This is a genomic window from Cyclobacteriaceae bacterium (genome assembly GCA_025808415.1).
Taxonomy (GTDB): domain Bacteria; phylum Bacteroidota; class Bacteroidia; order Cytophagales; family Cyclobacteriaceae; genus UBA2336.
Genome location: CP075525.1, coordinates 1,529,207 through 1,543,927, shown reverse-complemented (window position 1 = coordinate 1,543,927; position 14,721 = coordinate 1,529,207). Strand labels below are relative to the sequence as shown.

Annotated in this window: 10 protein-coding genes; 4 read left to right on the top strand and 6 right to left on the bottom strand. The window is 42.2% G+C overall.

Annotated features, from left to right (window positions below):
* Positions 1–23 precede the first annotated feature (23 nt).
* A complete protein-coding gene (gene metG, locus KIT51_07275) occupies positions 24–2,111 on the bottom strand; it encodes a methionine--tRNA ligase (protein UYN88044.1) in 2,088 nt (695 codons plus the stop codon).
* 64 nt (positions 2,112–2,175) lie between these two features.
* The gene (locus KIT51_07270) at positions 2,176–4,215 is read right to left on the bottom strand and encodes a tetratricopeptide repeat-containing sensor histidine kinase (protein ID UYN88043.1); all 2,040 of its coding nucleotides are present in this window, start codon (positions 4,213–4,215) and stop codon (positions 2,176–2,178) included.
* 237 nt (positions 4,216–4,452) lie between these two features.
* On the opposite strand from KIT51_07270, the gene KIT51_07265 reads away from it, so the two are divergent.
* The gene (locus tag KIT51_07265; protein UYN88042.1) at positions 4,453–4,590 is read left to right on the top strand and encodes a hypothetical protein; all 138 of its coding nucleotides are present in this window, start codon (positions 4,453–4,455) and stop codon (positions 4,588–4,590) included.
* A 29-nt stretch (positions 4,591–4,619) separates the two neighbouring features.
* Positions 4,620–4,796 carry a hypothetical protein gene (locus tag KIT51_07260; protein ID UYN88041.1) on the top strand — a complete coding sequence of 59 codons (177 nt, stop codon included), beginning with the start codon at positions 4,620–4,622 and terminating at the stop codon, positions 4,794–4,796.
* Positions 4,797–5,319: 523 nt separating this feature from the next.
* Here KIT51_07260 and sppA read toward each other — a convergent pair.
* The gene (gene sppA, locus KIT51_07255; protein ID UYN88040.1) at positions 5,320–7,068 is read right to left on the bottom strand and encodes a signal peptide peptidase SppA; all 1,749 of its coding nucleotides are present in this window, start codon (positions 7,066–7,068) and stop codon (positions 5,320–5,322) included.
* 70 nt (positions 7,069–7,138) lie between these two features.
* Between sppA and folK the strand changes: the two genes are divergently transcribed.
* Positions 7,139–7,624: a 2-amino-4-hydroxy-6-hydroxymethyldihydropteridine diphosphokinase gene (gene folK / locus KIT51_07250; GenBank protein ID UYN88039.1), complete on the top strand. Its 486-nt coding sequence runs from the start codon at positions 7,139–7,141 to the stop codon at positions 7,622–7,624.
* Here the strand turns inward: folK and fabD are convergent.
* The 3 genes from fabD to KIT51_07235 form a co-directional block, all read right to left on the bottom strand.
* Positions 7,621–8,496, bottom strand: a complete 876-nt coding sequence (gene fabD / locus KIT51_07245) for an ACP S-malonyltransferase (protein UYN88038.1) — start codon at positions 8,494–8,496, stop codon at positions 7,621–7,623. The genes folK and fabD overlap by 4 nt on opposite strands.
* Positions 8,497–8,566: 70 nt before the next feature.
* Entirely contained in the window at positions 8,567–8,992 is a 426-nt protein-coding gene (locus KIT51_07240; protein UYN88037.1) for a thiol-disulfide oxidoreductase DCC family protein, read from the bottom strand.
* A complete protein-coding gene (locus tag KIT51_07235; GenBank protein UYN88036.1) occupies positions 8,989–11,874 on the bottom strand; it encodes a gliding motility-associated C-terminal domain-containing protein in 2,886 nt (961 codons plus the stop codon). The genes KIT51_07240 and KIT51_07235 overlap by 4 nt, the downstream gene beginning before the upstream one ends.
* A gap of 154 nt (positions 11,875–12,028) precedes the next feature.
* Here KIT51_07235 and KIT51_07230 point away from each other — a divergent pair, with 154 nt between their 5' ends.
* A complete protein-coding gene (locus KIT51_07230) occupies positions 12,029–14,716 on the top strand; it encodes an SBBP repeat-containing protein (protein ID UYN88035.1) in 2,688 nt (895 codons plus the stop codon).
* Positions 14,717–14,721 lie beyond the last annotated feature (5 nt).

Below are 14,721 nucleotides of genomic sequence, written 5' to 3'. Positions count from 1 at the left end.
GAATAATAACTAATGACCAATAATTAGCTAACCGTAGAACCCGGAGTGACTATTTCTGAAGGAAATACAAGTCTGAGCTTTCCATCCACATCTTCCGCCATTAAAATCATTCCCTGTGATTCAATCCCCATCATTTTGCGAGGCGCCAGGTTAGCGATTAAAGTAACTTGCTTACCTACCATTTCTTCGGGGGAATAGTGTTGTGCAATACCACTCAAAACCGTTCGCTGATCCACACCGGTATCAACAATTAGTTTTAGCAACTTATTCGATTTCTCCATCCGCTCAGCCGACAACACCTTACCGATTCTTATATCCAATTTAGCGAAATCATCAATTGAGATTTCAGGTTTTAATGCCTTAACGGTTGAAACCGGTTTCTCGTTTTCCATTTTTGTCTTTCGTAATTTTTCAATTTGCTTACCAATTTCTTCATCCTCAACATTTCTGTACAGCAATTCTGGTTTTCCCAACAGGTGGTTGGCAGGAATCGCATTTATCAATTCCTCTTTTACCCACAATTGCTTCCACATACCATCCAGGGAGGCACCATTCAATTGCTTCTTCATATTCAACGAAGCATCCGGAAGAAACGGATCACTTGCTACGGCAAGATTAGCCACCATGTTAAGGGCATTAGATAAAATAAAACCCACTGCCTCCATATCTTCTTTGGCTAATTTCCATGGCTCGGTATCGGCCAAAAATTTGTTGCCTATGCGGGCTATGCTCATCAGTTGAAACTGAGCTTCCCTGAACCTGAATTCCTGGAGCGCACGGATCATTTCCTTCACACAGACGTTCAGATCAGCCTGCACCTTTTGATAATGCTCCAGGATTTTCTTTCTCCTTTCATCCGTGCCGGATAATTCAAATCCGGTTGGGACTTTGCCACCAAAATATTTCCACGTAAGCACCATTACTCGGTTTACAAAATTGCCCAGAATGGCCACCAGTTCACTATTTACCTTTTGTTGGTAATCTTTCCAGGTAAAATCGGCATCTTTTGTTTCGGGTGAAATAGAGGTTAGAACGTAGCGAAGTTCATCCCTTCTTCCCGGAAAATCAGCCAGGTATTCATGCAACCAAACTGCATGGTTACGCGATGTGGAAATTTTATCCCCTTCAAGGTTTAAAAACTCGTTAGCCGGAACATTATCGGGTAAAATGTAATCGCCTGCAGCTTTTAATATGGACGGGAAGATTATGCAGTGAAATACAATATTGTCCTTGCCGATAAAATGGATCAGTCGGGTTTCGGTATCTTTCCAATACTTTTCCCAATCCTTAGGTTTTAACTCTTTGGTGGCCGATACGTAACCAATGGGTGCATCGAACCAAACATACAGAACCTTGCCCACGGCATCAGGCAAAGGAACAGATACGCCCCAGTCAAGATCGCGGGTTATGGAGCGTGGTTGTAAGCCCTGATCGATCCATGATTTACACTGACCATAAACATTAACCTTCCAGTCTTCTTTGTGGCCCTCAACAATCCATTCCCGTAACCAGGATTCGTATTTATCAAGCGGAAAATACCAATGCCGGGTGGGCTTAAGCACAGGGGTTTTTCCCGATACGGTAGAACGCGGATTGATCAACTGTTTTGGGCTTAAACTAGTACCGCATTTTTCACATTGATCTCCATAAGCATTGGAGTGTCCGCAGTTTGGGCATGTTCCAACGATGTAGCGATCGGCCAGAAAAATCTGCTCCTGCTCATCAAAATATTGATCAGATGTTTCCTCCAGGAAGATTTGCTTATTGTAAATATTCGTAAATAACGCTTGTGCTGTTTCGTGATGCGTTGGGTTAGAAGTACGTGAATAGATATCAAAGCCTATCCCGAAATCAGCAAAGGCCCTTTTCATCAGCTCGTGATATTTGTCAACAAACTGTTTGGGTGATATACCTTCCTTTTTGGCACCTAAGGTGATGGCCACACCATGCTCATCAGATCCACAAATAAATATCACATCTTCACCCCGCTGACGCAAAAACCGAACGTATGTATCGGCCGGTAAGTAGGCCCCGGCAATATGCCCGATATGGAGCGGCCCATTGGCATACGGGAGTGCAGCCGTAACGGTGGTGCGTTTAAATTTCTTCATAAAACTGTAACGAACTAATACAACTAAACCGCAAAGATGAACATTGAAATGGAGGTAAAAAAATTTACACCCGAACCGGAGGAGGGATCATCTTATTGTCTTCCTTCTTTTCCAATAGTGCTTCCGGTATTTTCAAGGGCAGGGTAACATAAAATTCAGTGAAGGATTCCGGGGTGAGGCGTAAGCCAACATCGCCACCAAGGCGGGTGGATGCTTGCTTAATCAGGTACAGGCCCAGACCGCCCGTGCCTGATTTTTCAGATGCCCGGGTGAACATTTGAAAAATCTTATCCGGCTGAACCGAGGATATGCCTACCCCATTGTCAATCACGTGGATGTTTAGGTTCTTCTCATCGGTATAGATCCTGATCAGGGCAAACGGTTGGATCCGTTCGGAGTCGTTATAAAATTTAACTGCGTTATCAATAAGGTTTTCAATGATAATCCGCATCAACGCATCATCCGACTTTATGTTCATGTTGCGTTGGATTTCGCGCTTGAATGTGAAATCGGCCGGTAACCCCTTTTTCGACTCAAACCGGATGATATCATCCACGATCAGGTCTATATCAAGCGGTTCGGGATTTGGGGTAGCATTATTGATTTGATTGATGATGAGCAGGCGCGTGAGAATACGGTTTAATTTCGTTGCCGTAACATCCAGTTTGCGCAGGTAATCCAATGCCAGGTCATCTTTCACATCAATGAGGGCCACATTGCACATTCCCTTTAAACTGGCCAGTGGGCCACGTATATCGTGCGATGTTTTATAAATGAAGTTATCGAGTTCCTTATTTACATTATCCAGTGCCTGATTTGAAATCAGCAGGTCGGCTGTAGCCTTATTCACCTCTGCTTGCAAAGTATTGGAATGTTGCTGAAGTTGTTTGTTCTGCTCGGCAATAATGGCGTTGGCATCCGAAAGTTTGGCGTTAACCCTGCGCTTTACTTTATTACTTTGAAACAATACAAAAACTAACAGGGCAGCTAAAAAGGCAATAGTTCCTATAGCCAGGTTAAGCATGCGCTGGCGAGAGAGAGCTTCTTCTTTTAGCGCAATTGTTTTTATGTTTTCGCGCTCTTCAAATTGGGTTTGGGTACGCGCAATGTTTTTCACCAGTTCTTCACCAATCAGGCTGTCTTTCAGGTTTATGTATTGATTCTGATAAACCGATGCATTCTGAAAATCCCTGGAAAGGTTGTAGAGATTCGAAAATTCCCGATAGCTATCCAATAATAGCTGGTTATATTTGTACGCGCGGGCAATTTCTTCTCCTTGTAAAAGATATTCTTTGGCTTCTGGCAACCGATTGGTTGTTATGGCCAGGCGAGCCAGGTAAACAAGGTTTTCGGCCATCCATCTTTTGAAATCTAGTCTTTGCGCCAATTCGTAAGAGACTTTGAAATGACCTTCGGCCTGTTCATAATTCTGTAAATTAAAATTTGCTACGCCTCTGCCAAATTCTCCCTCAACGACAATTTCATCCGAACAATTATTACCACAAATACCAAATCCGGCATTAATGCTTTTTAGTGCTTCCTGGAAATTCTTGAGGTGAATGTTGCAAAGCCCAATGTTTATATAAAGTCTATCCAAGTCGTGTAAGTCGTTTTCACTTAGTTTTAACTTTAAAGATCTAAGATAATAGTCTAAAGCCTTTTCATAATTTTTCAATTTAAAGTAAACAAATCCAATATTATTTAAAGTAATACTCACTTCAGATTTTGTTCCAGTCTCTTCTCTAAGAATTAGTGATTGAAAATGGAAATCAAGAGCCCGATCATACTCAGCCTTTAAAGAATGTGCAACAGCAAGGGAATTCAGAAGAATTTTACGTTCACTCAAGAAATTATTCCGGGTCGAAATTTCTAAGCCATACTCTGCTGCCTTAATTGCGCTGTCGATTTGTTCTAATCTTCGAAAAGCTGAACTAATTACCAAAGAAGCCTTTACTATCCTCAGGCTATCACCAATCTCTAACGCAAGTTGCTGACTTAATCTTGCATTTTTAAGGGCTCCCGAAAGATCACTGAATATATACTGATAAGCTAACTGGTAAAGAAGATCAACCTTCTCTGTTCTAACACTAGTAGTATTCAGCATTTTATTGAGTGAGTCGAGCTCTCTGGTCTGAGAAAAAGCATGAAAAAATTGAGAGAGGCCCAACATAAGTCCCAGTAATAGGCGCACGCTTTTTGTAAAGTTAGAAAATTGGTACACTAGTAATTTCAAAAAATTTATTAGCGAAAACAGTTAAAGTACAACTATGATATTTGCCTAGTAAATTAATAACAAGAACAAAATTTTAGTAATTAATAAACTTAAACCCCATAAAATGTTATGAAAAAGCTATTCTACATCTTTTTATTTCTTTCAGCCAGCTTGGTATCGATAACTTCATGCAGCGAGGAAGAAATTAAACCCTCAACTGAATTGGAAAATGGTGGAGGAGGTCTGTCCACAGATAAAGGTTTCTAAAGTTGTCCATTTTTTAATTGAAAAAAAGTATGAAAAACAAGATAATTTCCGGCCTTATTTTGATAGCTATTGCAACCTTCTCTTTCACTGCAATCTCAACTCAACGATCAGTTATTGCTACGCGTACTACTACTAAAGAACTAAAGGTAGTCAAGAAATTACAAAACGAACCAATCGGTGGTTTTGTATCAGAGGATCAATTTTAACTATTTGTAATTCATAGGGTTACAGTACTTGTGGGTAAAGCCGCGGGTACTGTTTCCTTTTTAACTGCCTTTCAGTAGTTGTCCTCCAACACGAATAGTATTGTCTTCCTGATCGATCCAACTTAAAATTTTAACAACACCTTAATAGTGTGATTCAACTGCTATAGCATTCATTCATTGTAGGGTGTCAAAGAACACCTACTAAAGAACGGTCTATTCATTTTGAGATAAATTCAGGGTTTCAACCAAACACTACAGGCGTTTAACTTCACTTTAGGTTGATGACTGGCAGGTGGTCACCTCAGGATTTTAAACGCCATGATGTTTGATTTCAAGATGAAACCGCTAAAAAGTCGGTTGATCGCCAACCTGTGCCAGGCAGTTAATTGAAATGCCCATGTATAAAAGGTACTTAAAGTGTTACTTTAAGTACCTTTTTTTACAAAATCCGCTTAAACCTTACATGGAAATCAGTCGGTTTTTCGGGGGTAAACCCCTTATCCAACAGGCCAATCAGGGCACCTTATTGAATCTGCAATTCAAACGGCATCCTGGCCTGTACCCCTTCAAACTGCTTCAATTTAACGGCTTGTAGATACCAGGTGTAATACTCACCCATTTCCTTCTTCAGGGTATTGGTGCGGGCATTCTCGCTTAATGATTCCATAAGCTGCTCAAAGAATGGCTTCTGGCGTGGATAAAGTTTTAAAGAGTAATCAGCAAGTCCTGCTGCCTTGGCGGCAATGTCAATGGCATCGTTATAGCCGCCCAGAACATCTACCAATCTGCGTTCAATAGCCTGCGAGCCTGTCCACACTCTGCCCGAAGCCACTTTCTTCAAATCATCCTGGTTCATGCTGCGGCCTTCAGCTGCCTTGCCAGTAAAGGTTTCATAAATTTCTTCGGTGCGTGTTTGCCAAACGTTTTTCTCACCTTGTGTTAACGGGCGACTGATGGTAACCAGTTCGCCAAACTCACCGGTGTTCACTTCATCGAAGGTGATGCCCAGTTTATTTCCTAAAAAACCGCTGGCGTCAAATAAAACACTGAATATCCCAATCGATCCTGTAATGGTGTGTGGTTGTGCCACAATGGTATCGGCTGCCATGGCCAGGTAATAACCGCCCGAAGCCGCATAATCGGACATGGAAGCGATAACGGGTTTAACTTCTGTAGCAAGTTTTACTTCGCGCCACATAGCATCGGAGGCCTGAAAAGCTCCACCCGGTGAATTCACACGCACCACAATGGCCTTTACTTTTTTATTCAGGCGCGCTTTTCGTATTTCCTCAGTTATGGTTGCTGATCCGATAATTCCTTCGCTTGATTTACCCGGCATAATGGTACCATCCGCAACAATCACAGCAATTTCATCTGCACTTCCTTTCCTTTCACTTATGCTCTTATTGTATTTATTACGGGCAATGAATTTTACTTTTTCCGTTTCTTTCAAACCCAGGCGGCCACGAAGTTCGTCAAGCACTTCATCGTAGTATAACAAGTCATCGACAAGCCCATGCTCTACCGCCAGTTTCGCATTCCGCACAAGCATCTTGTCGGATATTTCACGGAGCTTCTGTTGAGGAATGTTTCGCGATTCTGAAATACCCGACAATACGTGATCGTAAATAGAGTTTATCAACGAGGTAAGTTGTAAACGGTTTTCGTTGCTCATCTTCTCCAGCATGAAAGGCTCTACCGCGCTTTTGAAATCTCCCACCCTGAATATCTCAGGTTTGATTTCCAGTTTGTCGAACAGTTTTTTGAAAAAACTGATCTCCACCGTAAGGCCATTGAATTCCACTTCACCTTCCGGGTTCAGGTAAACTTTATCGGCAACAGAGGCCAGGTAATAGGCTGGCTCCGACATCGCATCGGCATAAGCCACCACCCACTTTCCACTTTCTTTAAAATCAATAAGCGACTGACGGATTTCTCCCAAAGTCGAGAAGCCGGTCATGGGAAAACTCACGTTTAGAAAGATGCCTTGAATTTTAGGGTCGGATTTAGCGTGTCGAATGGTTTCCTTCAGCTTTAACAGCCCAATATTTTGTACCTCGCCACCAGGAAAAGGAAGTCCCGCAAAAGGGTTTTCAACTTCTTGCTCCGTAATCTGGGCATCCAGCTTGAGGTGCAATACAGAATTGTTGCTTACCACCACCTTCTCCTCCGCTCCGAGGGAAGCTAAAATGCCAATCATGAGCAAAAAGCTAACTACCGTAAAAACCGTTAAGGCTAAAAGGGCCGCTAAAAAAGACTTGAAGAAATTCATATCAATACATTAAGTTTTACAAAATAAACACAGGCTTCAGCTAATTCGAAGTAAGTTTACCGGCAAATTTATGACAACCGTTCATCTTCTCTTAGGCAGCAACCTAGGTAACCGGGAACACAACTTACAGTTGGCCAGCCGGGAAATTGGTCGGCTTTTAGGGCCGATTATTACAGCCTCTTCTTTTTATAAAACAGCAGCCTGGGGCAAGACAGATCAGCCGGAATTTTATAACCAGGTAGTGGTTTCAACAACCGGAAAATCGGCTGAAGAAGCCCTCCAGTTTATCCGCGACATTGAAGACAGACTGGGCAGAAAACGAACTGAAAAATGGGGTTCACGGATCATCGATATTGACATTTTGTTTTGGGATGATCAGGTCATTTCAACCCCCGAACTAACGATACCTCATCCGGGTATCCCCCAGCGAAGGTTTACGCTGATCCCTTTACAGGAAATTTCTCCGGATTTCATTCACCCCATTCTCCATAAATCTGTTCATGAACTTTTACAAGAATGTACAGATAGGCTACCGGTTGAAAAGGTACTACACTAGATACTCATGGCTTCCACGTGGGGTGCTATTTTCTTCACAAGGCCCTGAAGTACTTTACCGGGCCCGCATTCAATAAAGGTTGTGCCACCATCAGCCACCATCTTCTGTACCGATTGGGTCCACCGAACAGGGGCGGTGAGTTGTGCAATCAGATTTTTTTTGATGGTGTTAACATCAGATGATGGTGAAGCATTTACATTTTGATACACCGGGCAAACGGGTGTACTGAAGTGAGTGGTTTCAATGGCTGCTGCAAGTTCTTCGCGGGCAGGTTCCATTAAAGGGGAGTGAAACGCCCCGCCTACCTGTAGCGGAAGTGCACGTTTTGCTCCAGCTGCTTTCATTTTTTCGCAGGCAATTTCAATTCCTTTTATGGAGCCGGAGATAACTAACTGACCCGGGCAATTGTAGTTAGCTGCCACAACAATCTCATCGGTAATGGAAGCACATATTTCTTCAACTTTAGCGTCATCCAAACCCAGTATAGCGGCCATAGTTGAAGGATTAATTTCACAGGCGCGTTGCATGGCCATGGCGCGTTTGTATACAAGTTTTAAACCGTCTTCATACGAGAGTGCTTTATTGGCAACGAGCGCAGAAAATTCTCCTAAGGAATGTCCGGCTACCATATTGGGCGAAAACGAATCATGAGACAATGCACTGGCAACCGAATGAATAAAGATAGCGGGTTGTGTAACACGGGTTTGTTTTAGCTCATCGGCAGTTCCATTAAACATAATGGAAGTGATGTCAAACCCCAACACATCATTGGCCTGATCAAACAAAATTTTGGCTTTGGGGTTGGCATCGTAAATATCTTTACCCATTCCGGTAAACTGTGCACCCTGGCCAGGGAAAACGTATGCTCTCATAGTGGGATAATATAAGTTTCGAAAATACAAAAGACAGGACAAACGACACAAGCCTTAGGATATAAGACAATCACAATTGCAGATTATCCAAAAAGCGATTCTTTAAGTCAGGTGTTGGTATCCAACATTCATCCTTCTTTCCAAACCACCGATAGCGGTTGCGGGCAACCCAATTATAAATCGGGTCGCGCAGAAAACGAGGAACGATTTTAAAAGTATGAAGTAGTGGCCAGGCACCCGATAAGTGTCGTGCTATTTCCAATGCAGCGTTGCTTCTTTCTTTAAATGTATTGCCCTGCACCAGAATAATACTATGCAGGTGCTGTGTATCCAGTTTAAACTGGCTTGACAACTTTTGTCCAAAGGCTGACTGCAACGAAGCAAATCGAAACTTTGCCGTTGGATCTCTTTTGATAATGAATTGAACGGAATTACTGCAAAGATTACAAACACCGTCAAATAAAACGACCGGCCGGTTTTCTAACGAATCACTCATCGCACCAGATGAACCCAGCCCTTAATAGTTTGATTTCGTTTAGCCGGGTCAGCCATATCGAAGGTTACATTAGCAACATAATAATACACAGCAGAGGCCAGTGCGTTACCATTTTTATCTATACCATTCCACCGGATATAGATTCCGTTTTCATCATTTTTTCTTCCCGAGTAGGCATATACTTCATTTCCCCACCGGTTGTAGATTTTGACATCCACCTGTTCAACAAATCGAGCACATTTTATTCGAAAGGTCTCTGAGTTTGGATCTGCACTGTTGCAAAGCACGTTTGGGCCGGGGTTTTCTTCACCCACCGGTGGCACAAATCCCCACGCTCTGAATTCATCGTTGCAATTATCTCCGTTAGGTGTGAAGATGTTTGGTAACTCATAGTAGGGACAATTCTCAAAACACACTTCATTACTAAACCCGCTTTCATTTCCTGAGCGATCCAGAGCTGTAATTTTATAGCATCGTGCAAAGGATGGTAAATTTGAATCGACATAAAAAGTATCACGCACATTAGTTGCCAGTAAAGAATATGTTCCATCCTTGGTTGATGCCACATAAATATTGTAGCTGCGGGTATCGGAAAGACACTCTACGTCTGTAGGACGATTCCATCGCAAGGTATTACTAAACGTATTGGAATTACAAGCTTCCTGAAAGCGATAATCGTTACAGTCAAATTCTTCAAGAACAAGTACAGGCTCACAAGGTGGATCTTCATCTAAAGGTTGCGCACAAATAATTTGTGAAAAATTATCCTGAGGCACATCAATCTCTGGATTACCATAGCTACCCCGTGTCATTACCCGGTAGCAATAAACGGTGTTGTCATCAAGTCCTTCATCTAAAAAATAAAAACCTCTTTCAAATATGTTTTTCTGGGCGATCAGAACCAGTTCACTTTCCGTGGCACCTTCCGGACCTCTGTATATATAGTGCTCCGGAAATGATTGTATCTGGTTAGACCATGGAACTGCGGCTGACCAGGTTAATTCCATTTGTCGCGATGATGGTCGTAGTTCAAGCCGGACGGTAGAGGCTGGAGCCGATTGATCAAAAGGTTGACCTTGCGAAAAAGCGACTACGCGATAGTTAAAAATTCGATTTTCCGTATCCAGGTCGGTATCGAGAAAGGTTGTATCGCCTGGTAATGTACCCGAATGAACCGGAACGTAATTCGTACCGGTAAATCCTTCGGCACGCTCTAAGCGGTAATCATAGCCATAGGGCTCCTTAGGGAATTGAGCCGGGTCGGCATCAAAAGGTGAACGCCAGCTTACCCGAATTTCGCCATCATTTGTGGATGTCTTGTCGATGGTTACATGCGTAATAACCGGTGCATCAGCCAATATGGGTGGTATACATATTTCCTGCGACACATAACTTTCACCTCCGCCCGGTAACGGAAAAACCGCCACAAGCCGGTAGCAATAGCGCGCACCCGCATCCAGACCGGTATTGGTAAATTGTGTTTGCGAAGATGGTACCTGCCCTATTAAAGAATAGCCGAGAAAAGCAGGCATACCGGTTTGACAATCATCGGGGGTAAAGTTTATGCTATCCACCTTGCGCCATACTTGAATAGAAGCACCCGGCCGTGCGCAGGCGTAGTTCTGCCAATCAAGGTTAGCACTTCGATCGGCAAAATTTACGGTAGCCGTATTCCAAATGGGTGGCGGTGCCACTACTTTTATGCGCCAGGTTTTAAAGGTTACCAACCGGGGGCCTTGGGGCGGGTTGTCGGTTATTTTGAACACCACCTGATAAAAGAGTTCTTTTACATGAACACACGATGTATTCCATGTAAACTGAAGTTGTGCCGGAGGATTGGAAGGTTGAAAATCGTTTGGTCCCGGAACCGGACTAAAGGTTGCCGGTGAAGGGAACCCTAAGGCAAAAATTTCAGAAAAGGCTTCAATTTTTACGGGATGGTTTTCAGGGTCGATACCGAAAATAGTGGCCGTTAACGTAGTGCCTGCCACCACGCATACATCTTCTGGAACAATTAAATCAGGTCGTTCATTGTTGCAGTCTTCCACTATAATCTGCATATCTCTGCGAACAAAACCCAACCTGAACCAGATGCCATTTACTTTTCGCCATTCAACAATTATAAAAGCAATATTGTACTCACCCTGCCGGCCGGGTGCATCCCAAATAATAGTCCCGTCTACAGGATTGATCGTAAATGTTGGTGGGCCGGTACCTTGCTCATTTCCAGTGGGAAAATTATTGTAAAAGCTGGGGTGATTGGGGTCTCTGTAGTTGGCAACGGTTTGATTTTTATCGCGGAGGGGCACCACAAACTCGTATGATAAACTGTCTCCATCCGGATCGAAAGCACCGGGGTTATGAAAAAAAGCAACACCAACACACCCACGGTCGATGGGGGGTATTAGAAGCCTAGGGGTAAATTTATTACAAAAAAAAGGATCCAAGTTAATCTGAGTCTCTAAGTAAAATGTCGTTGAGATAGAGTTATCCATATTTAATACCCCACCATTTCGATTTGGCTCAAGGTAACTTATGGTGTACCTTCCCTCACCAGGATAATCATGCTCGATTGTAAAGGAAGCCTTACCAATTCCTGGACCAAGGGCGGGATCAATTATATTTGGGGTTTCAGGAACAAGAATGCGAGGAGAACCGTCACCAAAATCCAGGTAATCCATTTCGCCACCAAAGAGTACGGGCGAGCCGGTATTGGTATAAACGGTTACGGTTATTCGGAATCTTCGTGTAAAGCATTGCGGAAGAACCCGCTCAGCCACAATTTCTCCAGCCCTTAAATGGGTTGCACTTACAGTAGATACTGAGATTACTGATAAAAATGTAACTACGGAAATCAGGAATATGAAGCCTATTCTTCTCATGAATCAAACCAACATAACCGTAAATGTTATTAATTAAAACGTGCAATTTGTCGGCATAAATATACAGTTTAACGAAAGCAACTGGTAACTTATTGTTAACAAAATAAATTAGTCTGAAAGTTCATTTAATGTCCCCAACTTAAACAACAATTTTATGAAAATCTTTCTATCGAGTACAGTACTATTATGCTTGTTTTCAGTCATCCTAACCGCTCAAAATCTAGGCTCTAATGGGGTCGGTTTTATTGAGAATAAGGGTCAGATTTTGGATCAAAATAAAAAACCTATCTCTGAGATTTTGTATTTGTTTCCAACAGCAAACAACAACGTAACTTTAAGAACTGATGGGTTCAGCTATGATACCTACAATTTAGAATACGGAAATAAACTTAAGACCGAGTCTCAAAGCAAAACCGGGAACACTAATCCCAAAAAAATGTATCATCGAGTCGATGTTTATTTTAAGAATGCAAATCCAAAAGTGCTAATTGAGGCAAGCGAAAAAGCTACTGACTATCTGGTTTATGCTACTGGAATAAATAGTGATAATAATTTAGTGTCTCATTTCAACAAAATAACTTATAAAAATATCTACCCCGGAATAGATGTGGAGTTTATAGCCAATCAAAGTAGCAACAAGCCATTTGAATATAATTTTATACTTCATCCAGCTGCGAATATTAATGACATTCGATTATTATATAAGGGCTCAGATTCTGGTAGTTTGTTAAATGGAAATATTGTTCTCACTCTCACACACGGCCAAGTTACCGAGACCATTCCCGCTAGTTATTTTCTAAAGAGTAAAATACCCGTAGACATTAGTTACGATCTCATTTCAATTAATGAAAATGAGTTATTAGTTGGATTTTCAGGTTCGATTTCTAGTCAAAGTGAAGAAAGCCTAGTTATTGACCCTACACCCCATCTTTCATGGGGTAGCTATTATGGTGGCTCATCGTTCGATCAAGGTGAGGCAATTGCGATTGATGGAAGTGGGAATGTATACATTGCTGGTTCTACCAATTCCACGGGATCTATTGCGACTTCAGGAGCACATCAGACAACAATTTCAGGTACCAATGATGCTTTTATTGCAAAGTTCAATAACGCAGGAGTGAGGCAGTGGGCTACATATTTCGGTGGCACATCAGATGATTCTGCAATAGGTATTGCTATCGATGATTCTGGAAATGTATATGTTGTTGGTGAAACGAGATCAAGTTCTTCTATTTCAACTTCAGGCGCACATCAGACAACTCTTTCTGGTAGTGTTGATGCTTTTATAATTAAGCTGAACTCAAGCGGAGTTAGACAATGGTCTACCTACTATGGAGGAAGTGGTACAGATTGGGCAGAAGGTGTTTGTACGGATGGCTCTGGCAATCTATTTGTTGTTGGAACCACTACTTCAACAAACTCAATTGCAACTTCCGGTGCACATCAAACTACCTATGGTGGTGGAATTCAAGACGCTTTCATTGTAAAGTTTAATGAAAACGGTGTGAGACAATGGGGATCATATTACGGAGGAAGTGGTTCGGATTATGGTGAGGGTGTTAGCATCGATGGATCAGGTAATATATATATTACAGGTGGAGCATATTCAACATCAGGTATAGCAACAACAGGCGCTTATCAAACAAGTCATTCTGGAAATGGTGATGCGTTTTTAGCTAAACTTAATAGTAACGGAGTAAGGCAATGGGGTACTTACTATGGCGGTTCTGGAAGCGATTATTCAGAAGATGTTGCTGTAGACGGTTCAGGCAATATCTATATTGTAGGAAGTACTGCATCCACCAGCTCTATTGCCACAACTGGGGCACATCAAACTTCACATGCAGGAGGAACATTAGACTGTTTCATTGTAAAATTTAATAGCAGCGGAGCAAGACAATGGGGTACCTATTATGGCGGCACACAAAGTGATAATGCTAGGTGTATAGCAACAGACGGCTCCAATAACATTTATATAACTGGTAATACACAATCTACAGGTGGCATTGCCACAAGTGGGGCTTATAAAACCTCTTATGGAGGCGGAATAGATGCTTTTCTAGCAAAATTCAATTCAAGTGGAGCAAGACAATGGGGTTCCTACTATGGAGGTTCTGGTCAAGAATCTGGTCAAGGTATTTCTGCTTATGGCTCAGGGGAAGCAAATGTATATTTAGTTGGGTATACTGCATCAAGTTCATCTATTGCTACATCTGGTGCACATCAAATTACATATGGGGGCGGCTCTTATGATGCATTCATTGCAAAATTTACGTGTGACCCAACAGGAACTATTTCTGTGGTTGGCAACTTTTGCCAAGATGGATATGTGCAATTGACAGCTGGAAGTGGAAGTTCGTATTCTTGGTCAACTGGTGCCACAACTCAGGTTATAACGGTTTATGCAGGCGGGGCATATTCAGTTTCATACATATCCCCAACTGGCTGTAACAAGACAGCTCAAACTTACGTGGATGATAATTGTCCTAGCTGTCCCGATCCCTACAATCCCCTGTGTCCATGTCCACCTGGTGAAAACTGCGCACGTATGAGAACACCTGATGCCGAACAAGAGCAGGATTTGATAGAATCATCTCAACCTGGGCTATTTCCAAATCCAGCAAAAACTGAGTTTAATGTTACATTGTCTACCTCAGCAAATTTTGATACTAAAATTGAACTTTGTGATATGAATGGAAAGGCTGTGATAACCGATATAATCAAGGCTGGTGAAAAAAATAAAACAATCAATACACAACTACTTTCAATGGGAGTTTTTTTAGTAAGGTACATGGACAATGGCGTGCTTCAGGTCAAAAAAATAGTTATTGCGGGTGATTAATGCTA

Coding starts and splice junctions, on each gene's coding strand:
- metG (UYN88044.1), bottom strand. CDS start 2,111: ATGAAGAAATTTAAACGCACCACCGTTACGGCTGCACTCCCGTATGCC.
- KIT51_07270 (UYN88043.1), bottom strand. CDS start 4,215: ATGCTGAATACTACTAGTGTTAGAACAGAGAAGGTTGATCTTCTTTAC.
- KIT51_07265 (UYN88042.1), top strand. CDS start 4,453: ATGAAAAAGCTATTCTACATCTTTTTATTTCTTTCAGCCAGCTTGGTA.
- KIT51_07260 (UYN88041.1), top strand. CDS start 4,620: ATGAAAAACAAGATAATTTCCGGCCTTATTTTGATAGCTATTGCAACC.
- sppA (UYN88040.1), bottom strand. CDS start 7,068: ATGAATTTCTTCAAGTCTTTTTTAGCGGCCCTTTTAGCCTTAACGGTT.
- folK (UYN88039.1), top strand. CDS start 7,139: ATGACAACCGTTCATCTTCTCTTAGGCAGCAACCTAGGTAACCGGGAA.
- fabD (UYN88038.1), bottom strand. CDS start 8,496: ATGAGAGCATACGTTTTCCCTGGCCAGGGTGCACAGTTTACCGGAATG.
- KIT51_07240 (UYN88037.1), bottom strand. CDS start 8,992: ATGAGTGATTCGTTAGAAAACCGGCCGGTCGTTTTATTTGACGGTGTT.
- KIT51_07235 (UYN88036.1), bottom strand. CDS start 11,874: ATGAGAAGAATAGGCTTCATATTCCTGATTTCCGTAGTTACATTTTTA.
- KIT51_07230 (UYN88035.1), top strand. CDS start 12,029: ATGAAAATCTTTCTATCGAGTACAGTACTATTATGCTTGTTTTCAGTC.